Raw genomic sequence first — 22684 nt, forward strand, 5'->3', positions numbered from 1 at the left:
CCTTCAGTCTATTTTGTCGGCACAGGCGAGGATGCTGAAAGCATCGCTCCGGCAGCCTTGAATGCTGAAAATCAGCATTCGACAGCAGGCTCTACTGTTGGTTTGTGATGGCTAACGTCACGGTTCCCGGTGCCGAGATACAGCCAGTTATCGGGCATGAATGAAGCGCAGTTTCGATCAGACGATAAAATGCCTGACCATGCTATTGAGCTCGCTGGCCAAGCCCGCGAGTTCTCGGCTAGAGGCCTGGCTCTGATTGGCCCCGGCCGAGGCCTGTTGGGAAACATCACGGATATTGAGCAGATTGCGATCCACCTCACGGGCGACATGGGATTGTTCTTCAGTGGCACTTGCAATACACAGATTGCGTTCATTGATCTGGGCGATGCCGTCTACGATGGCATTCAGTGCCGCGCCGGCCGCACGGGCGACCTCCAGGGTCTCTCGGGTTTTACCATTACTGCTTTGCATGGCTCGCAGGGTGCCGTGACTGCTTTTTTGCACCGAGCCGATGATGGTCTCAATCTGTTTGGTCGACTCCTGGGTTCGTTGCGCCAAGGCCCGGACCTCATCGGCCACCACGGCGAACCCCCGTCCGCTTTCGCCCGCGCGAGCCGCCTCGATCGCCGCATTCAAGGCGAGCAGATTCGTTTGCTCGGCAATGCCGCGAATCACATCCAACACCGAGCCGATGTCTCCTATCTGGCCTGCCAGGGTTTGCAGGGCGCTTGCGGTATCCCCGATATCTTCGGTCAACGACTCGATGGCACCGACTGTACGGCTGACGCGCTCCTGACCCTGACGCGAATGCTGGTCTGCTGCTTGGGAAACCTGCGAGGCCAAGGCGGCATTACGCGCCACGTCTTCGATCGCACCCCTCATTTCTGTGACCGCAGTGGACGCCTGGTCGAGTTCAGCGCTCTGCCTTTGCACACCACGGGTGGCGTCATCGGTCACTGAACTTAACTGAGCGGACGTCGTGGCCAGTCGCTCGGAGGAACTCAAAATCTGACTGACTGTACTGCGCAGGTTCATTTGCATGCGCTCAAGCGCCTGCAACAGGCGCGCCGCTTCATCCGTACCCATGGTATCCAATGGTTGGGTCAAGTCACCCTCGGCGATACGCTCGGCTGCCGCCATGGCAATAGCCAACTGTTCAAGAAGACGCAGCACGATCAAGGTGGCCAAGGTGCCGCCCGCCAACAGCAGCGCCAGCAAACCTGCAGACATCACGATGAGGCTCTGTCGGGCATTGTCGCGACGCTTTATGAGCGCTTCATCGAGCGCCGTCAGCGCTGAACGGCCAAGGGCATACAAAGCGTCAAGAGGTTTGTTGTAAGCAGTCAGATAGTCGGCAACCGGGTAGTTCAGCTTAAGCGCGTACAAGGCATCGGCAGGCTCGTTATTTCCTGCCGGGCTAACGCTGGGCGCGAAATCCAGGTCCATTTCCACAGCCGACACCAATCGAGCACTGGTGAGTTCGAGCGCCTGCTGGATTTGCGGACCTAGTGCCGTTAGCGGAGCTTCAAGCAGAGCCTTGAGTTCCGGTTCGGCGGCACTCGCCTTGGTCATGGCGCGAGCCGTCTTGTCAACGCTGCCCAGCGTCTGGGTGGCCAAGCCACGCAGCGCACCTTGTTGCTCGGGCAGGATCCGGCCTTGTGCCAGATACAGGCCGCCGGCACCGCGCAACTGACTTAACAACTCGGTGGCTTGCGGCAATTCGATCAGGGCACCCGCCATCAGCGAGTAAGTCCCCAACACCGGATCCAGTGACAGTTCGAAGTGATCAAGCAGGGCATCCTCGATCAGCAGGAAGGCTGCGATCAACTGGCTATGTCGGGCCAGACTCTGCGGACCTTTGACTGTTGCCTGGGCAACTTCGCCGGCCAGCTCGCGCCATTGTTGTTGCGCCTGCCGCCAGGCCGTCAGGATGTCGGGGCCGACCTCGGCCTCCTGTAGCACGCGCTCGGTTGCCTCGACGGCGCTAGCCACTTCGGCCTGTTTGTCCAGACGCGCCTGGCCCAAGGCTAAACTGTTACCCAGCACGACGGAGGACAAATCGCGATGCTGCTGCGTCAAGTGGATCAACTGGAGCAACGCCTGCACCGGCCGTATGCCGCGCAGCTCCAGGTTCGTCTGGTCGCTGTCGTGATACGCATCAAGCACGCAGAGGGTGGTTGGAGTGGCAATCAGGGTCACGGCCAGCAAGCCGAGCAAGGCGAACTTGCCAGAAAATGACAGGCGTTCAAGCACTTTCATGGAGGGGCTCCGCAAGGGTTGCGAGGGGCTATCGCAGTGATCAAGTGTTTGCAGTAGGCAAACAGAACGCTAAAGCCGCATTGAGCCCAACAACCCTTGCAGGAAATGCTCGCCGGCTTCCATCTGGCTGATCTCGATGAATTCGTCAGGCTTGTGTGCCTGTTCTATCGAGCCTGGGCCGCAGACCACCACCGGCACATCCAGGCGTTGTTTGAACAACCCGCCCTCGGTGCCGAATGAGACTTTGGCAGTACCGGTGTCTGGGGCGGCGAAGTTTTTCAGAAACCGCACCGCTTCGACGCTCGGGTGGGTATCGAGGCCTGGATAGACATTCAGGGTCTCAATTTCGATATCCGCCACGCTAGACAACTTTTTGGCTTCGCGCACGATCACTTCGGCCCGCTCGCGCATCTGCTCCAGGAATTGATCCAGGTCGTCAGCCGGCAAGTTACGCACTTCGAAATCAAGGGTGCACAAGTTCGGCACGATGTTCAGCGCCTTGCCGCCGACGATCTGCCCGACATGCACGGTGCTGTAGGGCACATCGTATTCGGCATCCTGAGCGCCCTGCTCTTGCAGTTGCTGCTGGCCCTGACGCAGCGCGGCGATGAAATCGCAAGCCACGTGAATCGCATTGACCGAGCGTGGTGCCAGGGAGGAATGGGCCTCCAGGCCACGACAGTAAGAACGGTAAGAACCCTTGCCCTTGTGCCCAAGCACAAACTGCATGTTGGTTGGCTCACCGATCACACACAGAAACGGCCGCACCGGCGCCAGATGCAACACATCCAGTAAGCGTCGAACACCCACGCAGCCGATTTCTTCGTCATGGGACAGCGCCAGTTGCAACGGCCGACTCAACGGATGATCGGCGGCATCGAGCATGGCGTCGATTGCCAGGGCGACAAAGCCCTTCATATCGCAACTGCCACGGCCATAAATCCGTCCGTCCTGCACGGTCGCCTGAAACGCCGGAACGGTCCAGGCCTGCCCCGCTGCCGGCACCACGTCGGTATGACCGGACAGCAGAATCCCCGGCACCTCCCGCGGACCGGTACTGGCGAACAGGTTGGCTTTCTTGCCTGAGGCGTCTTTGACGATCAACGACTCGATGCCCTTGGTCAGGAGCAGATCGCGTACATACTCGATCAAGGCCATGTTCGATTCCGAAGATACGGTTTCAAAGGCCATCAGGCGATTGAGGATGTCCAGTACACGGGGTTTCATGAGGCCTTGCTCCGTTGCTCGACGTTAGTGGCGAACCGCTTGATGGAGAATGGCAAAATCGAAGTGCCGGTGCTGCCGGTGCTGATCAGTTCGGCCATCACATCGCCGACGCCCGGGCCAAGCTGGAAGCCATGGCCGCAGAACCCGAATGCATAGAACAAACCATCAACGGTGCCGCTCGGCCCCATCACGGGCAGGGAATCAGGCAGGTAGCCTTCGATACCACTCCAGACCCGAATGATATTCAGGTTGCCAACACCGGGTAGCAGACGACGCATTTGCTCGAACTGATTGAGGATGCTGCGCGGCTCAACCTGAGCCCGACGCGTAAGCATGTCCGGTCTGCTGCGATAGCCACCGCCGATGACAATGTTTCCGCGGGGGATCTGGCGAAAATAGATCACTTCCTCGGGAATTTTGGTGTAGACGCCGATAACTGTCGGCAAGGCGTAGGGTACGGGCTCGGTCACGGCCATTTGCGGGCCATGGGTCTCCAGCGGCACCGGTTCGCCGAACTGCGCCGAGAGTTTTTGGCCCCAGGCGCCAGCGGTGATCAACAGCTGAGCGGCGCTGAACTGACGGCCGTCGGTGGTACTGATGTTGAACTCTGCGCCGACCTTCTGCACCTCAGCCACTTCAGTCCGCTCTTCGATCCGCGCACCGAGGCGTCGAGCTGCGCGGGCAAACGCCGGGGCTGCCAAACGTGGGTTGGCGTGCCCATCGTGTGGGGCGTATGAGCCGCCCTTCACATCGGGGCCGAGAAACGCAAAGCGCTTGTGCAACTCGGCGCCCTGAAAGATCTTCAGGTCCAGCTGCTCTGCCTCAGGAGCGTCTGCGTAAGCTTGCAGCTCGGCAATCTCGTCTTCGCGGTAACACACCCGCAAATGCCCACTGGCGATGAATTCCAGGTCATCGTCGATCAGTTCCGGCAGACGCTTCCACAACGCCCAGGAACGATTGGCCAATTCAAGCTGCCCGAGGTAACGCCCCTGACGTCGCACATTGCCGAAGTTCACACCGCTGGCGTACTGACCGATCTGGTCGCGTTCCAGCAAAATCACCGACTGCCCGCGCTGGCGCAGGAAAAACGCTGCCGCCGAGCCCATCAGGCCGCCGCCGACAATCACGACATCGGCTTTCTGTACCGTCATGGCGCCACCTCCTCGGTGAGTATCGAAAGGGGTTTGACCGGCGCCTGCCCCCGTTGTCGGCCGACCTGTTGCACGCTGACGCCCGCGGCGGCAGCGATCACCTCAGCCCCGGCCTGGGAGCAATAACGACCCTGGCAACGGCCCATGCCAACCCGGCTGAAGGCTTTGGCCCGATTCACTTCACAGGCACCCTTCTCACTGACGGTCCGGCGCAACTCGCCGGCCGTGATCATTTCGCAGCGACAGACGATCGCCTCATCCGGCAGCGCTTTGGCCTGGGCGGAAGGCCAGGGAAATGCCTGGGCCAGACCGAGGCGAAATTCATCCATCGCTTTCAAGGCATGGCGTTGTTCATCGACCTGTTTGGCATCCACCGGATGTTGCATATCGCGCAACAGCGCCAGTGCGGCCAGACGCCCCGCGCACTCAGCGGCATCGGCCCCGCGAATCCTGGAGCCGTCACCGGCTGCATATACACCGCTGACTGAGGTCCGACCGTCTTCGTCAGTGGCCAGGACCCATTGGCTCGACGCTTCATCGAAGCGCAGAACGCAGCCGGCCAGGTCGGCCAGTTGGGTTTCCGGACGCAAGTGGTAACCCAGCGCCACGGCGTCGCACTCCACCGCCAGGGTCTTCCCGTATGCGGTACGCACCCGCACCCCGCTGACACCACGGGCCGCATCGCCCAACACTTGCAGGGGTTCAACCCCCAAATACACCGGGATCTTCGCTCGGTACAGTTGCGCCAGCAGTTTCATTCCGGAGAACAGCAATCCGGGACGCGCCAGCAGTTTCGGCATGGCGAGGATGCGTTTTCTCAGCGGCGAAGTGTCGAGCACCGCCGCAACCACGGCGCCGGCCTTGACGTATTGGCTGGCAACCAGATACAGCAACGGCCCGCTGCCCATGAACACCACGCGGTGGCCGATGGACACAGCCTGAGACTTGAGGGCGATCTGCGCCCCGCCGAGGCTATAGGTGCCCGCGTATTGCCAGCCTTCGATCGGCATCAAGCGGTCAGTGGCGCCGGTGCAGAGGATCAGCGCGTCGTAATCCACCGTCGAATGCTTGCCCTGGCTGACACAGCACAGTTGCCCCGGTGTCAGGTTCCATACCAGCGTGTCAGGGCGGTAGTCGATCTGCCCGCGCAAGCGGTCGAAGCTCTGGTGCAGGTTCCCTGCCTTGTCGGCTTCGGTGCCATACAGCGTGGCGTAATCCCGGGTAAAACCTTCGGGCTGGCGACGGTAGATCTGCCCGCCATCCCGGCGATTTTCATCGATCAGGATGGGCTTGAATCCAGCGGCGACCAGGGTTTCGGCACAACGCGTACCGGCCGGCCCGGCGCCGACGATAACGACTCGATGAGTGCTCAGCCGCGCAGTGGCCATATCGCCTCCGGTTGTGTGGTGACAATATCCAGGCCTTCACGGACCTCATTGGAACAGGCGCGTAGACGCTCGCCGCTGCGGGTCCAGACCCAACAGTCCTGGCAGGCACCCATCAGACAGAATCCGGCGCGCCGACCTGGATCGAACTCCGATTGGCGCAACGCCGAGCCCTGAGTCAGTAACGCGACCATCAGCGTATCGCCCTGCAACGCTTCGATGGGCATGCCGTCGACCTTCAACTGGACGGTTGGCCGAGCTTGTTCGGCCAGCCTGACGAAACGCCCGTTCATGCATAGGCTCCCACGATCATGTTGTTCGAATACTGCTGGGTTTTCATCAGCTCGGCACTGTCGTGATGGCAAAGGATTTCACTGCCGCCAACAATCATCCGGCGTTCCGGCGGGACGCAATTGCACAGACCGTCCACCCGCACCGGGCAGCGATTGAGGAAAGTACACAGCCCTGGCACATTGGCCTTTGCTCCGATGGGCGGCAGCGTGCCACAGGTCGTTGTTCCACAGCTTTCCAGCCAACCCTGGCGCAACTCCGGCACTGAATGGATCAACAGATCGGTATAGGGATGGAATGGTGCTTCAGCGTACGATTGTCGAGTACCGGCCTGAATCTTGTGGCCGCTGTACATCACCACAATGTCGTCGCACAGGGCTCGCACGGTGGAGATGTCATGGCTGATGAACAGATAGGACACCCCCAGTTGCTGGCGCAGGTCGCGCAACAGTTCGAGAATCGCTGCACCGACCACGGTATCCAGCGCCGAAGTCACTTCGTCGCAGAGAATCAGATCAGGCTTGGCGGCCAGGGCCCGGGCCAGGTTGACCCGTTGTTTCTGCCCGCCGGACAGTTCGTTCGGACGACGTTCAGCCATCGTGCGCGGCAAACGAACGAGATCCAGCAACTCGCCAATACGCTCGCGCAAAGCCGCACCCTTGAGGCCGAAATACATCTTCAGCGGACGACTCAGAATAGCGCTGACACTGTGCATCGGGTTGAGTGCGGTGTCGGCATTCTGGAAGACCATTTGAATGCGTCGGAACTGCTCGTCGGTGCGCGACGACAGGCTGCCACCCAGGGGCTGGCCATCGAAAGTCAGCCCGCCGAGGGCTGGCGACAACAACCCGGCGACCACCCGCGCCAACGTCGACTTGCCGGAACCTGACTCACCGATGACTCCAATCGCCTGGCCCCGACGCACGGTCAGATCAATGTCCTCCAATACGAGGATCGATGGCATGCCATGCCCGTTCTTGTTGCCATAACCGGCAGTCAGACCCTGGATTGTCAGCAAAGGCGTGTCTTCAGCAACACCACAAGGTGGACGAATTGTGGTGTCCGGCCGTGCTGCCGCCAACAAGCTGCGGGTGTATTCGTGGGCCGGGCCTTTGAGCAATGGTGCCGTGGCGCTCTGTTCGAAGATCTCGCCGCCATTGAGCACCACAATCTGATCGGCCATCTGTGCCACCACAGCCAAGTCGTGGGATACGTAGACCGCCGTCGCGCCACGTTCGCGTACCACTCGTTTGAACGCCCGCAGAACATCGATCTGGGTCGTCACATCAAGCGCCGTCGTCGGTTCGTCGAGCACCACCAGCAATGGATCGCTGATCAGCGCCATGGCAGCCATCACACGTTGCAGTTGCCCGCCGGAAACCTGATGAGGGTAACGCTGGCCAATGTGATCGGGGTCTGGCAGGGCCAGGTCGCGGAACAACTCTATGGCTTTGGCCTCAAGTACAGCCTGGTTGCCCAAGCCATGAATCAACGCGCCCTCAATCACTTGATCGATGAGTCTTTTCGCCGGATTGAACGCCGCTGCGGCGCTCTGGGCGATATACGAAACCCGGTTGCCTCTCAATTTTTGCAACTGGCTTTCGTTCAACGCCAGCATGTCGTGCTCGCCGATTTGCACCATGCCGCCAGCCAGCCGACAACCGCGTCGGGCATAACCGAGCAACGCCAGGGCGATAGTGGTCTTGCCGGAGCCGGACTCACCGATCAACGCCAGCACTTCGCCTTTGCGCAGAGAGAAACTTACGCCCTTGACGATTTCCACCTCACCAAGCTCGCCACAGGCGACCACTCGCAGGTCCTGAACCCGAATTAATTCACTCATTTCAATGACCTCCCGAACGTCGACTACGTCGCGACGACAGCCGGTCGATAAACAGATTCACACCGATGGTCAGGGTACCGATGGCCAGGGCCGGAATCACGATGGCCGGTGCGCCCTGATTGAGGCCGCCAATGTTCTCGCGCACCAGCGAGCCGAGGTCGGCATCCGGCGGTTGCACACCCAGGCCAAGAAAGCTCATGCCGCTGAGCAGCAGCACGATGAAGCCAAATCGCAAGCCCAGGTCCGTCAGCACCGGGTTGAGCATGTTCGGCAGGATTTCCACGCAGGCGATGTATAGCCGACGCTCGCCGCGAGTACGGGCCACTTGCACGTACTCCAGCGCTTCGATGTTCACCGCCATGCTGCGGGCGATGCGGAATGCACCCGGGGTGAAGCTCAATACCGCCGTGCAGATCAGCAAGGTGACCGAGGAGCCGAAGGCCGAGACCATGATCAGCGCCAGCATCTTGCTGGGGATCGAAATGAAAGCGTCCATCAGGCGACTGATCAGTTCATCCAGCCACTTCGGTGACACCACCGACAACAATGCACAACCGGTCCCCAGACTGCTGGCCAGCACCGCGGCCACCAACGCCAGGCCCACAGTGAATCGTGCACCGACAAGGACCCGGCTGAGCATGTCGCGGCCCAGGTAATCGGTGCCGAACGGGTAAGCAGCACTCAGGTTGTCAAAGACATTATCAGAGACTACTTGCCCCACCGGATGCGGTGCCAGCCAAGGGCCGAAAATGGCCACCAGCAACCAGATCACACACATCGCAGCGCCAATCAGGCCGAGCCAGGACGATCCGTGGGAAACCTTGCCCAGCGCCAATTTGGTAGTAGCCGGCGATTTCACAATGAGATTGTTCATTGATTTCTCAGCCTCGGATTGGAAAGAATCGCGCACAGGTCGGCAATCAGTACCAACGTCAGATACGCCGCACAAAACAACATGGTGCAGGCTTGAACCAGTGCCATGTCACGGTTGGTCACGGCATCGACCATCAGGCTGGCGATGCCGGGGTAGTTGAAGATCGTTTCAACGATCACCACCCCGCCCAACAGGTAGGACAGGCTCAGGGCGATGGCATTGGCGATGGGGCCGATGGCATTGGGCAAGGCATGGCGCAGGACGATCCGAATCTTGCTTACACCTTTGAGCCGGGCCATTTCCACGTAAGGGCTGTCGAGCTGGTCGATCACTGCCGCCCGGGTCATGCGCGCCATTTGCGCGACAATCACGCAGCACAGCGTCATCACCGGCAACGCGTAAGTACGCATGAATTGCCAGGGTGACGTGATGTCACTGGCGTAGGACAGCGCCGACAACCAGCCCAGGTTTACCGCGAATATCAACACCGCCAGGGTCGCGACCAGAAACTCCGGAACCGCCACCATGGTCAAGGTGAAAAAACTGAGGACGCTGTCGATACGTCCGCCCCGGCCCATGGCCGAACCGATGCCCAGGATCAACGCGACCGGTACTGACACTAACGCCGTGGCGGCCGCCAGCATCAGGGTGTTGGGCAGACGTCCGGACATCAAGTCACTGACCGGCATGGCATTGGACACCGACACCCCCATGTCACCGCTGAGCAGGTTCATCAACCAGTGCAGGTAACGCAACACACCGGGCTGATCCAGCCCCATTTTCAAGCGCAAGGCTGCCACTTGTTCTGGCGTGGCGAATTGCCCCAGAGACTGTTGCGCCGCGTCTCCCGGCAGCACCGCCGTGATGGCGAACACCACCATGGACACAATCAACAAGGTCACGATCGCCGCGCCCAGGCGCCGGCCGATCAACCACAGTGTGTTGCTATTCATCACCCTATCCTCATGCAATGTAGCTGCAGCAAAAACCCGACTGACATCAAGCGTCCAGCCAGACCTGCTCGGCAAACATGTACCCCATGAAACCGCCCAGGGGATTGGTGCCATAGCCTTTGACTCGCTGATCGGCACCATCGATGTTGCTGATAAACACTGGCACGCCTATGCCGCTGTGCTCATGCACCAGGGTTTGCATGTCTGCGTACATCTTGCCGCGCTTGGCCTCGTCGGTTTCACCTCGGGCTTGAACCAACAGCTGGTCGAACTGATCGTTTTTCCAGCCGGATTCATTCCAGGGTGCTGTCGACTGGAAGAACTGCGAGAAAAGCATGTCGGCATTGGGACGCGGGTTGATGTTGCCAAAGCTCAGCGGATGCTTCGCCCAGTGGTTGGACCAGTAGCCATCGCTCGGCAGACGGTTGACGTCGAGCTTGAGCCCGGCCTGTTTGGCTGACTGCTGCATCAGCACAGCGATGTCCACCGAACCGGTCGCTGCCGGCGAGCACATCAGCGGCATGGTGATGCTTTCCATGCCGGCCTTTTTGAGCAGGAACTTGGCTTTTTCCGGATCGTAAGCACGTTGTGGCAGGTCAGCGTTGAAGAAGCGCGCACCGGGTGCAATCGGGTGATCGTTGCCGACCCTGGCGTAGCCACGGAATATCGCTGACTTGATCTGTTCCCGGTCCAGCAGCAATTTCATGGCCTGGGTGAATTCCGGGTTCTGGCCTGGCATCTGGTCCTGACGGATGATCAAGTCAGTGTAGTTACCCGACGGCGAGTCCACGACCCGATGTTTGGTGCTGCCCTTGATGCGAACCGTTGAGCGCGGGTTAACCTCGTTGACGATGTGTACGTCGCCCGACAACAGGGCGTTGATCCGTGACGGCTCGTCGGCAATGGCGATAAATTCGATCTCGTCCAGATACGGCAAGCCGGGTTTCCAGTAATTGGTATTACGCACACCAATCGAACGCACCCCGGGCTTGAACTCCTTGGCTTTGAACGGGCCGGTACCGATGCCCTGACTGAAATCGCTCGTCCCCTCGGGAACGATCAACATGTGAGAGACGGCAAGAACAGACGGCAGTTCAGCATTGGGGCCGCTCAATCGTATCTGCACTTCGTGGGAGCCGTTGGCTTTGACTTCGGCGAACTGCGACGCCAGCGGCAGGACCTTGGAACCGGTGATGGGGTCCTTGTGCCGCAACAGAGAAAACACCACATCGGCGGCGGTCAGTGCCTTGCCGTTGTGGAAGGTCACTTCTTTGCGCAGGCTGATCACCCAGAGCGTAGCGTCAGTGGTTTCGATACGCTCGGCCAACTCCAATTGCGGCACCATATGGCTGTCGAAACGGGTCAGGCCGTTGTAGAACATGTAATGACGCACGTAGTCGGTGGACGACGAACCTTTGGCTGGGTCCAGGGTGTCGGCGGTGGAACTGGACGAGCCTGCGACGCGAATACGACCGCCGGGCTTGCCTTTGCCAGGACTGGCAGCTTCATCATCGGCAAACAGCTTGCCAGCGGCGCCGAACAGACTACTGGCGCCCGCGACAGCCACCCCTGCCAACCCCAGCATCTGCAATGCATTGCGGCGCGACATCCCGCGATTGAGCCCTTCGAAAACCCGCAGACTTTCTTTACCGGTGATCAACTGGGAGTCGATACTTTTTTTATTGTCCGTCATGTCAGTTCTACCTTTGGCAAATGGATAACGCTAGATTGCTCGCGATTAATGCAATTTGTGGAAATGTAAAGCGTCCCCACGAACTCAGTGCAAGTAGTCCTGCAGGCGGTAATACGCACCCACCAGAGGCAGGAACCAAGGCTTGCCGAAATGTCCGGGGATGGCTGGCCAATCGAGTTCGCGCCAGGGATTGGCTTCGACCTTTCCGGCCATGACCTCGGCCATGACCTGCCCCATGTGCACCGACATTTGAACCCCATGACCGCTGTAACCCATGGAGTAATAAACGCCTCCATGCTGGCCGGCCCGGGGCAACCGATCAGAGGTCATGTCCACCAACCCACCCCAGCAATAATCGATCTTCACGCTGGCTAACTGCGGGAACATCTGCACCATCGCCGCTTGCAACACTTTGCCGCTCTTGGCGTCGGAAACGCTGTCAGACATGGCAAACCGCGCACGACCGCCAAACAGCAAGCGGTTGTCCGGCGTCAGGCGGAAGTAGTTACCGATCATGCGGCTGGTGACATAGGAACGCCGTGCCGGTAGCAAGCTGTCGATCAGGGCCTGCGGTAGCACCTCGGTGGCAATCACGAAACTGCCCACCGGCACGATCCGCCGCCGATACCAGCCCAATCCGCCCTGCTGGCAGGTGCCTGTGGCCAGCAGAATCTGCTTGGCGTGTAGCGAGCCCTTGGTGGTGTTGACCTGATAGCCGCCGACCCTGGCTTTCCAGTCCGTCACTGACACGCCCTGAAAGATCAACGCGCCATGTCGTGCTGCCGCCTCGGCCAACCCGACACCGAAGCGCCCGACGTGCATCTGCACACCGTTGCGCTGCAACAAGCCTCCATGGAACTCGGCCGAGTTGGCTTCAGCACGGGCCTCTTGCGCAGAGAGCAATTCAACCTCGGCGTCGACCTCCCGCCGAATCAATTCGCAGGTGCGCGCCAAACCTTCGTAATGCATCGGTTTGGCGGCCAGCTTGAGCTTGCCATTGCGCTTGAGGTCGCAGGCAATCTGCTCCTGCTCCACCAATGAGACGACGCTCTGTACTGCGCTTTCATAGGCCTGGTAATAAGCACGCGCCTTGTCAGCGCCGAGGCTGGCGCTGAGTGCCGCGTAGTCTTGGGCAACCCCGGTGCTGCAGTGACCACCATTGCGCCCCGAAGCTTCGCCAATCACCCGCCCCCCTTCCAGCACCACCACACTGGCCCCCTTCAAGGCCAAGGCGCGGGCCGCCGACAGGCCGGTGAGACCACCACCGACGATGGCCACATCGACCTGCCCGGGCAACGCACCGAGCTGAGCACCGGTGAATACTGGTGCGGTATCGAGCCAATAGGACTCACTGCCCATGTCTAACCCCTTTTACCTTGAAGAGAGCCCTGAGACTTAGAGACCGACCAACCCGGGCAATGCGCCGATATCCGGGATTTGATGGTAGCCATAGACCGCATTCGCTGGCTGTTCATGACCACGAGCGACGAAGGCTTTGTTCTTGATCTTCATGTCGCTGGCCGGCATCAGGTCATAACGGAAGCTCGAGGACACATGCAGAACGTCCTCTGGTCCGCAGCCCAGGTTATCGAGCATGAACTCGAAGGCGGCCAGGCGCGGCTTGTAGGCTTGGGCTTGTTGGGCGGTGAAGACTTTATGGAAAGGAGCGCCGAGTTTGTCGACGTTGGACATGATCTGTTCGTCCATCGCGTTGGAGAAAATCACCAAGGGAATCTTGTCGGCGATTTTTGCCAGGCCAGCCGGTACGTCGGCATGCGGACCCCAAGTCGGTACGGCGTCGTAGTAGAGCTGGCCTTCGCCCTTGTACTCGACACCCCAACGCTTGCAGACGCGCGCCAAGGCGGTCTTGATGATTTCATCATATGGCCGCCAGTCACCCATCACCTGATCCAGGCGATAGGCGGAGAAGTCCTTGACGAACTGATCCATTTGCTCGAAAGGGACACGATCAGCGAACAGTTCGCGCGTCATATTTCCCATTTGAAAGTTGGTCAACGTGCCATAGCAGTCAAAGGTAATAAACTTGGGTCGAAGAAAGCTCATGAGTGCGGTCCTTTGTGATTGTTGAAGTCATGACGGGGCAAGCAGTTACTCCGCTCTGGAAGCATCGGTGCAACGCTGCATCACGGATTTATTACAACACCAAGAGACCATGCAGAAACGGTTAAAAGTATAGGCCGCTTGGTACAAACCACCGTTTTACAGGGCCTGCTCAGCAGACTTTGCGGGATGCTCCAGACTCGGGCGTTCCACCCCTGTTTCCAAGCGTTCGCGGGCTGTCATGGTGCACTGACAAGCCACGCACGACGCGAATTGCGGCAGTATTTAAGCCTGGTTGAAGGAGAACGGGGCATTCGCTGAGGGCGCGCCCGCTGATTGTGCTGCGAGGTCAGGCGGGGCCAGTCAAGAGTCAATGCGCTTGGGGACAACCTTGCTTTTATTAGCCGAAAACCGGGTCAACTTGCCCTCATGCAAAGTCAGCCTGGCAGATACGGCAGATTCTCCCTTGCGAACCGGAAGAACAGCACATTTTATCTGGCACGCTTTGTTAGCTTATTGAGAAGACTCGACATAGCGATGTCCTGGTGATTTCCGCGTTCGGCTTGATCTTTGTTTCACCGGCCTTGCAGGTCGCGAGAAAGAGCACCCTCTGCTGCTTGCAGTACCTATTACCGCTCTCGGGAGCCAGTTGGATGACAATACAATCTTCGAATAGCTACGGCGTCGATCCGCAAACGTCTCACAAATTTTATATCAATGGCTGTTGGTCTTCCCCGGCAATCCCGGCAAGTTTGCCGGTGGTCAATCCGGCAAGCGAAGATGTTGTTGCGCAGGTCGCGCAAGGGTCTGCCGAGGACGTTGATCGGGCGGTATCTGCGGCGCGTGCAGCGTTTCCTGGTTGGGCTGCCACCTCGGCAGAGTCGCGCGCGCTTGTCCTTGGAAAGATCCATGACCTCATCCTTGAGCGAAAAGAGGTTCTTGCGCAGGCGCTCTCTCTCGAAATGGGCGCTGCCATCGGTTTCGCGCGGGCAATGCAAGTGCCCCTCGCTGCCGAACACGTTAGGGTCGCACGTGATCTCCTGTCCACCTATCGTTTCCAGACGGTTGAAGAAGGCACCGCGATTGAACGCGAACCCATAGGCGTCTGCGGTCTCATCACTCCGTGGAACTGGCCGCTTTATCAAATCACCGCGAAAGTCGCCCCAGCTATAGCTGCTGGATGCACAGTGGTCCTCAAACCAAGCGAACTGTCGCCTTTGAGCGCCCTACTTTTTGCACAACTGGTCCATGACGCGGGCCTTCCATCTGGCGTTTTCAATCTCGTGAACGGAAGTGGTCCCGAGGTCGGCGCAGCAATCGCTGCGCACCCGGATATCGATATGATTTCGATTACCGGCTCAAACCGCGCCGGCGCGCTGGTCGCACAAGCGGCCGCCCATACGGTGAAGCGCGTCACGCAAGAACTGGGAGGCAAGTCCCCTAATGTTCTGCTGCCCGACGCCGACTTCGCCAAAGCCGTTCCGCTGGGAGTAATGTCTGCGTTCCGAAACGTCGGACAATCGTGCAGCGCCCCGACAAGAATGATCGTTCCAAAGGACAGGCTGGCGGAAGTCGAATCGCTGGCTGCCGCAACGGCCAATGCGATCGTCATTGGGGATCCACAATCGGAGGAGACGATACTCGGCCCCATTGCCAACGAGGCCCAGTTCAATCGCGTGCAAGCCATGATCGAGACGGGCCTGAATGAGGGCGCGAAACTCGTTTGCGGCGGACCTGGACGTGTACAGGGTTATGCAAAGGGCTTCTACGCCCGAGCGACTGTTTTCTCCGAGGTAGATTCCGCAATGCGGATCGCCCAAGAAGAAATTTTTGGTCCAGTGCTGTGCATCATTCCCTACGAAACCATCGATGAGGCGGTCGCTATCGCCAACGATACGGTGTATGGGCTGAGCGCTCATGTTCAGGCTCAGGACCTTGATCTTGCACGTTCAGTTGCTTCTCGTATCCGCGCAGGACAAGTGCATCTGAATTATCCCGCCTGGAATCCAATGGCACCATTCGGCGGCTATAAGCGATCCGGCAATGGCCGGGAGTTTGGTGTCCACGGCTTCGAGGAGTACCTGGAAACCAAAGCAATCATTGGATTCGGCTGATCACTTTTATTACTGGTTTAACGCGTGCTCCGCTGCCTGGACTTGCGCTCGGCAGTGGGCGCCGGAAAATCGAATTTCGTGACTGAACGAACGTCTGCTGTCTTCAGATTGAAAAACCGCCATTCAGATCACCCCCCGAGGGGACAGGGCGAACGCTGTCCCGACCTTATTCTGACCTTTCGCTTACGACTCAGCCCAAGGGGCGGCTTACGCTGTCATCGAACTTTCTCGATCCCCAGGTCTGCGATGAGCCTTAACCCTGAATCCAAGTACCCGAGCCGCCGCTCATACGTAGTCAAGTTGCGTAGTGATGCCGCGCCGGGGGCCCTGGTGGGCCGCCTCGAAAACCTGGTCACCGGCCGTCAGCGAGAGTTCTCGTGCGCTGAAGAATTGCTGGAGTCGATTGGCCTGGATCTAGCGGCGGCGGTCAGTGAGCAGGCGACAGACCCCCATCGCGAGTGACCCCTTCAACCTCTGCAAACGCGTGCATGGCGACCGAACCGCGACGGTTCGCTGACGACTTCGCGCGCCCCCGAACTTACGCTGATGCAACCTCGAATCTACACGAGTCCACTCTAATGCCGCGACTTTCCACCTGCCATCCGCTGCCCCATCACACCGGTCAGACAACCGTACAGTGCACCAGGCGCATGACCGGCTTCGTTATTGCGGCAGCCCTTGCCACTTCGATCTCCCTCGCCCTTTCCGGTTGCTCCACACCGGTCGTCAAGCCATCGGTCGACCTGCCGAGTAACTTCGCCGCAAGCACTGCCTCCGAGATGGAACCCGAAGCGGCGTGGTGGGAGGTCTACCACGACCCGTTGCTGACGGATCTGGTGCGCCGAGCCGCGCGAGAAAACCGCGACGTCAAGATTGCCGCCGAACGCTTGCGTGCCGCGCGAGCCGGCGAAACGGTCAGCCAGTCCTGGCTGTTCCCGAGCGTCGGAGCATCTGTCTCCGGCAGTGACCGCAGCAGCGGCTACAACTCGACCACGAAACAGGGTTATCCGGATACAAAGACCACCAGTGTGGGTCTGGACGTCTCTTGGGAACTCGACCTGAGCGGCCGTCTGCGAGCCGGAGCAGCGGCGGCTGACGCCGATGCGCTAGCCGCGGAACACAGCATGCGTGGAGTGCGCCTGCTGGTGATGAGCGATGTCGTCAGCAACTATTTCACACTGGTAGGTGCACAGCGCCAAGTCGCGACGCTGCGCGCAATCTCGGCGATGCAGGATGAAACGCTGCGCTTGGTTACCGCGCGTCAACAGGTAGGGCTGGCATCGGCCTTCGACGTAGAACGCGCGCAGACCGACGCCTTGTCGGCTCGGGCGCAGATTCCGCCGCTGGAAACCCAAGCGGCGGTGTCACGTCACCGTATCGCAGTGCTGATCGCCGACCAGTCTTTCAACACCACAAACATCCAGCCTTCAAGCGGTGATTCGATCGACGTGCCCGAGGCCAAGCCCGGTCAGCCCGCCGAGTTGCTGCAGCGCCGACCCGACGTACTGGCGCTGATGGCACAGCTCGACGCCGCCAATGCGCGTCGCCAGCAAGCGAAAGCTGAGTGGTTCCCGCAACTCTTCCTTGGTGCGTCCTTTGGCCGTCAGGGCCTGAGCCTGAACGGAGCCGATCTCGGTGCTGCGCGCTTCACTAACGTCGCAGGCCTGCTGGCGATGCCGCTCTTCAACGCCGGGCGCACGCAAGCGATCAACGAAGCGGCTGAAAGTGCTCAACAAGAGGCGCTGCTGCGCGCCGAAGACGGCATCGTGCGGGCGCTCGAGGATGTGGAAAACGCCCTGGTCACGCTGGCCCAGGAACGCCGCCGTTCCGGGTCGCTGCAATTGGCCGCCGCGTCGTCCGAGGCTGCGCAGAACCGCGCCCAGTCGCTCTATAACCGCGGGCAAATCGACCTGTTGCCGCTGCTGGATTCGCAGCGGGCGCGCCTGGCGGCACGCCTGAATTCCAACGAAAGCAACACCCGCCTGCTGCTCGATAGCGTGCAGCTCTACAAGGCACTGGGCGGGGGCTGGCAGGTGTTCGAACAACCCTCCAATCCAACCGCATCCGCCAAAGCCGACCGGCCACCACTGTCCTAAGAATCTGTCGTTTTCCAAAGAGGAACCGTCTTGAAGAATTCCCTTACTGCGGCCGGCGCCCTGGCCGTAGCCGTCATGCTGTCCGCGTGCAGCCCTGACCAGCCCACCGTGCAGGCACCACGACCGGTGCGCACCGTTGCAATCAACTACGACAATGCCCGCGACGCCAGTCGCTACGTGGGCACCGTACAGTCGCGACATGAAGTCGACCAGGCCTTCCGCGTGGGTGGCAAGGTCGCCCAGCGCAAGGTCGATGTGGGCCAGTTTGTGCGTGAAGGCGACATCCTGGCTGTACTGGATGACAGCGACTACCGCCTCGCTGAAGAAACGTCGCGACACCAGTGGTCGGTTGCTGTCGAGCAGGCGCGCCAAGCCGACTCGGACCGCCAGCGCCTGACCGCGTTGAAGACTGATGGCTCGGTCAGTGCGGCCGACGCCGAGCGCGCGCAGACCAATGCCCAAACCGCGCACGCGACCGCCGAGGCCGAGGCGCGAAAGCTCGAACTCGCGCGCAACCGCCTCAAGTACACCGTGCTGCGCGCCTCACGTAGCGGCGTCGTCACGACTGTGCGCTTTGAGGCCGGACAGGTCGTACCGGAGGGGCAACCGGTAGTCTCGATCGCGAATCCGGGCGAATCCGAGATCGTTATCGACGTGCCCGAGGATCAGCTAGCCGACTTCAAGGAGGCGCGTTTCAAGGCCTCGCTGGCCAGTGCGCCGAAGGAGATCTTCGATGTCACGCTGCGCGAGCTGTCGCCACAGGCTGCAGCGCAGACGCGCACCTATCGCGCGCGGCTCAAGCCGATACAGGCGCTGCCGCTTGGCGCCACCGCCACAGTGATGGCCGAGCGAGTCATGACAAGTGTCTCTGTGGCGGCAGTGCCAGCCACGGCATTGACGCAGAACGGCGGTCAGCCGGCGCTATGGGTGGTCACGCCCACGGGCAAGGATCCAGCAGGCATCGTCGATTTGGAGCCTGTGGCAGTTTGGGGCTACCGCAATGACGAGGTGCTCGTCTCCGGGCCGCAGGCTGGCGTATTGGTCATCACCGCCGGCGTCCAGAAGATGACGTCCGGACTGAAGGTCGCGCTCCCCGGTGCGGCGATCGCTGACACGAATACCACACAGCAGGCCGCCCGATGAACAACCTCAACCTCACCGACTGGGCGCTGCGCCATCGCGCCATCGTCTTGTTCATGCTTCTGATTGTCGCGGCAGCTGGCGCCTTCAGCTTCACCAAGCTCGGCCAACTCGAGGATCCGAACTTTTCCGTGCCCTCCATGACCGCCATGGTCATCTGGCCGGGCGCCACTGCCCAGCAGTTGCAGGACCAGGTCCTCAACCGCATGGAGAAGAAATTCGAGCAGATCGACAACTTCGAGAAGGTGGTCACCTACGCGCGGCAAGGTTACGCAGGCATGACGCTCACCGTGCGCGGCGGCACTTCCAAGGCTGACCAGCGAGAAGCCTGGTACCAGGCGCGCAAGAAACTCAACGACCTGAGCCTCGAGATGCCTGACGGCGTGATCGGCCCGATCCTGAACGATGAGTATGGCGACGTGTATGGCCTGATGTACGCGGTCAAGGGCGACGGCGTTGGCCACGCCGACCTGTCGGACGCGGCCGAGGACATCAAGCGCCAGATGCTGAAGGTGCCGATGGTCAAGAAGATCGATCTCATCGGCAAGCAGGCCAAGCGTGTCTACGTCGAGTTCTCGCACGAGCGCCTGGCCGCACTGGGGATTACCCCGCTGACCATCGCCGACAGCCTCAAGAGCCAGAACACCATGTTGCCCGCAGGCCAGGTCGACACCCGCGGCGACCGCGTCATGGTGCGCGTAAGCGGCCAATTCGCCAGCGAAGAGGCTATCCGCAACGTGCCCATCTCCGCGGGCGGCCGGCTGATCAAGCTCGGTGACATCGCGACCGTTACACGTGGCTTCGAGGATCCGCCGACCTACACGGTACGCCACAACGGCCAGCCAGTGCTGATGCTCGGCATCACAATGACCAGTGACGGCAACATCGTTGATCTTGGCAAGGCGATGGACACGGCAGTCGCCAAGATCCAGTCGGAACTTCCGCACGGCGTGGAACTGGAGCTGGTGGCCGACCAGCCAACCACGGTAAAGGATGCAATCCTGGACTTCGGGCGTGCGCTGGCCGAGGCGCTGATCATCGTGATCGCGGTGAGCCTGGCCAGCCTTGGCTGGCGCGCCGGCCTCGTGGTCGCAGCCACGGTGCCGTTGGTGCTGGGCGGCGTAGCGCTGGTGATGTTGGCGATGGGCTGGAACCTCGAGCGCATCTCGCTCGGCTCACTGATTATCGCGTTGGGACTGCTGGTGGATGACGCCATCATCGCCATCGAGATGATGGTGGCGAAGATGGAAACCGGCATGGACCGCGTGAAGGCGGCCGCCTTTTCCTATCAGTCCACCGCCATGCCGCGCCTGACCGGCGCGCTGATCACCGTCGTAGGCTTCCTGCCGATCGGACTCTCGAAGTCCACCACCGGCGAGTACGCGGGTGGCATTTTCTGGATCGTTGGCGCCGCGGTGCTGTTCTCGTGGATATGTTCCGGCATCTTCACACCGTACCTGGCGGTCAAGATGCTGCCCAACGACTTGGGCGCGCACCAGCACGCTGATCCGCACGACACCAAGTTCTACCGCAGCCTGCGCCGCCTGATCGACGCCGCCATCGAGCGCCGCTGGGTGGTCATCGGTGCGACGGTTGGCGCTCTGGTGCTTGCTCTGGCCTGTATCAAGCTGGTACCGCAGCAATTCTTCCCCAACAGTTCGCGTCCTGAACTGGTCATTGACCTGCGTGTCAAGGAAGGCTCCTCGTTCGCCGCAACGACCGAGCAGGTCAAGCACATGGAGGAGATCCTGGCGAAAGACGAGGACGTGCGTTTCTATACCGCCTACACCGGTGCTGGCGCACCGCGCTTCTATCTCTCGCTCAACCCCGAGCTGCCCAATCCGGGTTTTGCCCAGTTCGTTGTGATGACCAAGGATCTGGATGCACGCGAGCGAGTACGTGCGCGGCTGGTGGCCTCGGCTGACCAACAATTCCCACAGGCGTGGGTACGCGTGACCCGGCTCGAGTTGGGACCACCTGTCGGCTACCCGGTGCAGTTCCGCGTCGTAGGCCCGGATACCCAGGTGGTGCGCAAAATTGCCCGTGATGTGGAGAAGGTGGTGGCGTCCAACCAGAAGGTGCGCGACCTTCAGCTCGACTGGAACGACCCGGTGCGTACGCTGAAAGTGGAGCTTGATCAGGACAAGGCGAGCGCGCTGGGCCTGACGCCGGCCGACGTGTCGCTGGCGACTCAGACCGTGATGAACGGCGCAACCCTGTCGCAGCTACGTGAGCGCGAGGACCTGATCGACATCGTGGCCCGTGCCGTGCCAGAGGAGCGCTTGAACCTCGACACACTGAAAAACATCAACCTTTACACACGCCAGGGCACGGTGGTGCCGCTGTCGCAAGTCGCACAGGTGCGCTCAGAACTGGAAGAGCCAGTACTGTGGCGCCGCAATCGCGACATGGCGATCACGGTGCGTGCCGACGTGAAGGATGGTGAGCAAGGTGTATCGGTGACTCAGGAAATCCTGCCATTACTCAAAGACATCGAAGCCAAGCTGCCAACCGGTTACCGCATCGATGTGGGCGGCGCGGTTGAGGAAAGTGACAAGGCCAACAAGGCGCTACTCGCGGTGGCCCCGTTGATGCTGATCACCATCCTGCTGCTGCTTATGCTGCAACTGCAGAACTTTTCCCGCATGTGGATGGTAGTGCTGACCGCACCGCTGGGCCTGATCGGCGTGGTGCCGGCGCTGCTGGTGTTCCAGTCGCCGCTGGGCTTCGTCGCCATCCTGGGCATCATCGCATTGGGTGGCATGATCATGCGCAACGCAGTGATCCTGATCGATCAAATACAAATCGAGATCGCCGAAGGGCGCGACCCGTGGAATGCTGTGCTGGATGCCGCCATTCACCGGGCCCGTCCGGTGATGCTGACGGCGCTGGCCACCGTGCTGGCGATGATCCCGCTAACGCGCAGTGTGTTCTGGGGACCAATGGCAATTGCGATCATGGGCGGCCTTACCGTGGCGACGCTGCTGACGATTTTCTTCGTCCCGGCGTTGTACGCCGCATGGTTCAAGGTGGGTCGCCGGACGGCCGCTGACACCCAACCGGTGAGGGGTGAGGCCACGCTCGCTTCTGGGTGATGAGTGCCGTGGCGTTATGCCTCGGGACTAAAGCCTAAAGATAGAATCTTGTTTTGAAAAAGGAGTTTCATCTGAGGCTGGTAAAAAGAGTTGCCCCTATTGCGCGGAAGCCATCATGGCTGAAGCCATGTTATGCAAACACTGCCAATCCGTGAGGCAGAAAAAACGGATTCCGCCTGGGGGTCCACTACCGTCAGAAAAGAGAACGGGCCGTGTCAGCACGGTCCTTGTCGGAATCATTATTGCCATCGCCTTGTACTTGGCTTTCGGCTTTTATGTCCGTGAAACGCCGCAAGACAAGGAAAGAATGAAGGTCCGAGATGCCGTCGAACTATGCCGCCAGGACGTAAACAGCTACTCGGGCCCGGCGGTCGGGAAAAGCGTAATCGCAGAAGTTTGTCGAAAGAGAATTCTTTGGCAGGAGTTGCGTCGACCCACAGAATTAGGCGTTTTATTTAATGATATTTGCGAATTTTTATAACCTCTTTGTATTGGCTCACCT

Annotated in this window: 17 protein-coding genes and 1 pseudogene; 6 read left to right on the forward strand and 12 right to left on the reverse strand. The window is 60.2% G+C overall.

Annotated features, from left to right (window positions below):
• Window positions 1–177 precede the first annotated feature (177 nt).
• The 12 genes and pseudogenes from ACA058_RS19755 to ACA058_RS19810 form a co-directional block, all read right to left on the reverse strand.
• Entirely contained in the window at window positions 178–1041 is an 864-nt protein-coding gene (locus tag ACA058_RS19755; protein WP_497639969.1) for a methyl-accepting chemotaxis protein, read from the reverse strand.
• A pseudogene (locus ACA058_RS19760) lies at window positions 1036–2259 on the reverse strand (nitrate- and nitrite sensing domain-containing protein); the annotation flags it as partial. The pseudogene ACA058_RS19760 and the gene ACA058_RS19755, both read right to left, overlap by 6 nt.
• A gap of 69 nt (window positions 2260–2328) precedes the next feature.
• On the reverse strand, window positions 2329–3486 hold the full coding sequence (argE, locus tag ACA058_RS19765; RefSeq protein ID WP_497635531.1) for an acetylornithine deacetylase: 1158 nt from the start codon (window positions 3484–3486) through the stop codon (window positions 2329–2331).
• Entirely contained in the window at window positions 3483–4637 is a 1155-nt protein-coding gene (locus ACA058_RS19770; RefSeq protein ID WP_497635532.1) for an NAD(P)/FAD-dependent oxidoreductase, read from the reverse strand. Before ACA058_RS19770 ends, argE begins: the two co-directional genes overlap by 4 nt.
• The gene (locus ACA058_RS19775) at window positions 4634–6025 is read right to left on the reverse strand and encodes an FAD/NAD(P)-dependent oxidoreductase (protein WP_497635533.1); all 1392 of its coding nucleotides are present in this window, start codon (window positions 6023–6025) and stop codon (window positions 4634–4636) included. The genes ACA058_RS19770 and ACA058_RS19775 overlap by 4 nt, the downstream gene beginning before the upstream one ends.
• A complete protein-coding gene (locus tag ACA058_RS19780) occupies window positions 6007–6315 on the reverse strand; it encodes a (2Fe-2S)-binding protein (protein ID WP_497635534.1) in 309 nt (102 codons plus the stop codon). The genes ACA058_RS19775 and ACA058_RS19780 overlap by 19 nt, the downstream gene beginning before the upstream one ends.
• Window positions 6312–8156 carry an ABC transporter ATP-binding protein gene (locus tag ACA058_RS19785; protein WP_497635535.1) on the reverse strand — a complete coding sequence of 615 codons (1845 nt, stop codon included), beginning with the start codon at window positions 8154–8156 and terminating at the stop codon, window positions 6312–6314. Before ACA058_RS19785 ends, ACA058_RS19780 begins: the two co-directional genes overlap by 4 nt.
• Window position 8157: 1 nt before the next feature.
• A complete protein-coding gene (locus ACA058_RS19790) occupies window positions 8158–9030 on the reverse strand; it encodes an ABC transporter permease (protein ID WP_497635536.1) in 873 nt (290 codons plus the stop codon).
• Window positions 9027–9983, reverse strand: a complete 957-nt coding sequence (locus ACA058_RS19795; protein WP_497635537.1) for an ABC transporter permease — start codon at window positions 9981–9983, stop codon at window positions 9027–9029. Before ACA058_RS19795 ends, ACA058_RS19790 begins: the two co-directional genes overlap by 4 nt.
• A gap of 46 nt (window positions 9984–10029) precedes the next feature.
• Window positions 10030–11676, reverse strand: a complete 1647-nt coding sequence (locus ACA058_RS19800) for an ABC transporter substrate-binding protein (RefSeq protein ID WP_497635538.1) — start codon at window positions 11674–11676, stop codon at window positions 10030–10032.
• Window positions 11677–11760: 84 nt separating this feature from the next.
• A complete protein-coding gene (locus tag ACA058_RS19805; RefSeq protein ID WP_497635539.1) occupies window positions 11761–13035 on the reverse strand; it encodes an NAD(P)/FAD-dependent oxidoreductase in 1275 nt (424 codons plus the stop codon).
• 36 nt (window positions 13036–13071) lie between these two features.
• Window positions 13072–13740, reverse strand: a complete 669-nt coding sequence (locus tag ACA058_RS19810) for a haloacid dehalogenase type II (RefSeq protein WP_497635540.1) — start codon at window positions 13738–13740, stop codon at window positions 13072–13074.
• 650 nt (window positions 13741–14390) lie between these two features.
• Between ACA058_RS19810 and ACA058_RS19815 the strand changes: the two genes are divergently transcribed.
• The 6 genes from ACA058_RS19815 (at window position 14391) to ACA058_RS19840 (ending at window position 22663) form a co-directional block, all read left to right on the forward strand.
• Window positions 14391–15851: an aldehyde dehydrogenase family protein gene (locus ACA058_RS19815; RefSeq protein WP_497635541.1), complete on the forward strand. Its 1461-nt coding sequence runs from the start codon at window positions 14391–14393 to the stop codon at window positions 15849–15851.
• Window positions 15852–16097: 246 nt separating this feature from the next.
• Window positions 16098–16313 (forward strand): hypothetical protein, encoded by a 216-nt coding sequence (locus ACA058_RS19820; RefSeq protein ID WP_497635542.1) that lies wholly within the window; start codon window positions 16098–16100, stop codon window positions 16311–16313.
• 116 nt (window positions 16314–16429) lie between these two features.
• A complete protein-coding gene (locus ACA058_RS19825) occupies window positions 16430–17947 on the forward strand; it encodes an efflux transporter outer membrane subunit (protein ID WP_497635543.1) in 1518 nt (505 codons plus the stop codon).
• Between the two features lie 30 nt (window positions 17948–17977).
• A complete protein-coding gene (locus ACA058_RS19830; RefSeq protein ID WP_497635544.1) occupies window positions 17978–19090 on the forward strand; it encodes an efflux RND transporter periplasmic adaptor subunit in 1113 nt (370 codons plus the stop codon).
• Window positions 19087–22182 carry an efflux RND transporter permease subunit gene (locus ACA058_RS19835; RefSeq protein ID WP_497635545.1) on the forward strand — a complete coding sequence of 1032 codons (3096 nt, stop codon included), beginning with the start codon at window positions 19087–19089 and terminating at the stop codon, window positions 22180–22182. The genes ACA058_RS19830 and ACA058_RS19835 overlap by 4 nt, the downstream gene beginning before the upstream one ends.
• Window positions 22183–22297: 115 nt before the next feature.
• Window positions 22298–22663: a hypothetical protein gene (locus ACA058_RS19840; protein ID WP_497635546.1), complete on the forward strand. Its 366-nt coding sequence runs from the start codon at window positions 22298–22300 to the stop codon at window positions 22661–22663.
• Window positions 22664–22684: the final 21 nt, after the last annotated feature.

It is taken from the genome of Pseudomonas sp. LBUM1649 (genome assembly GCF_059716155.1).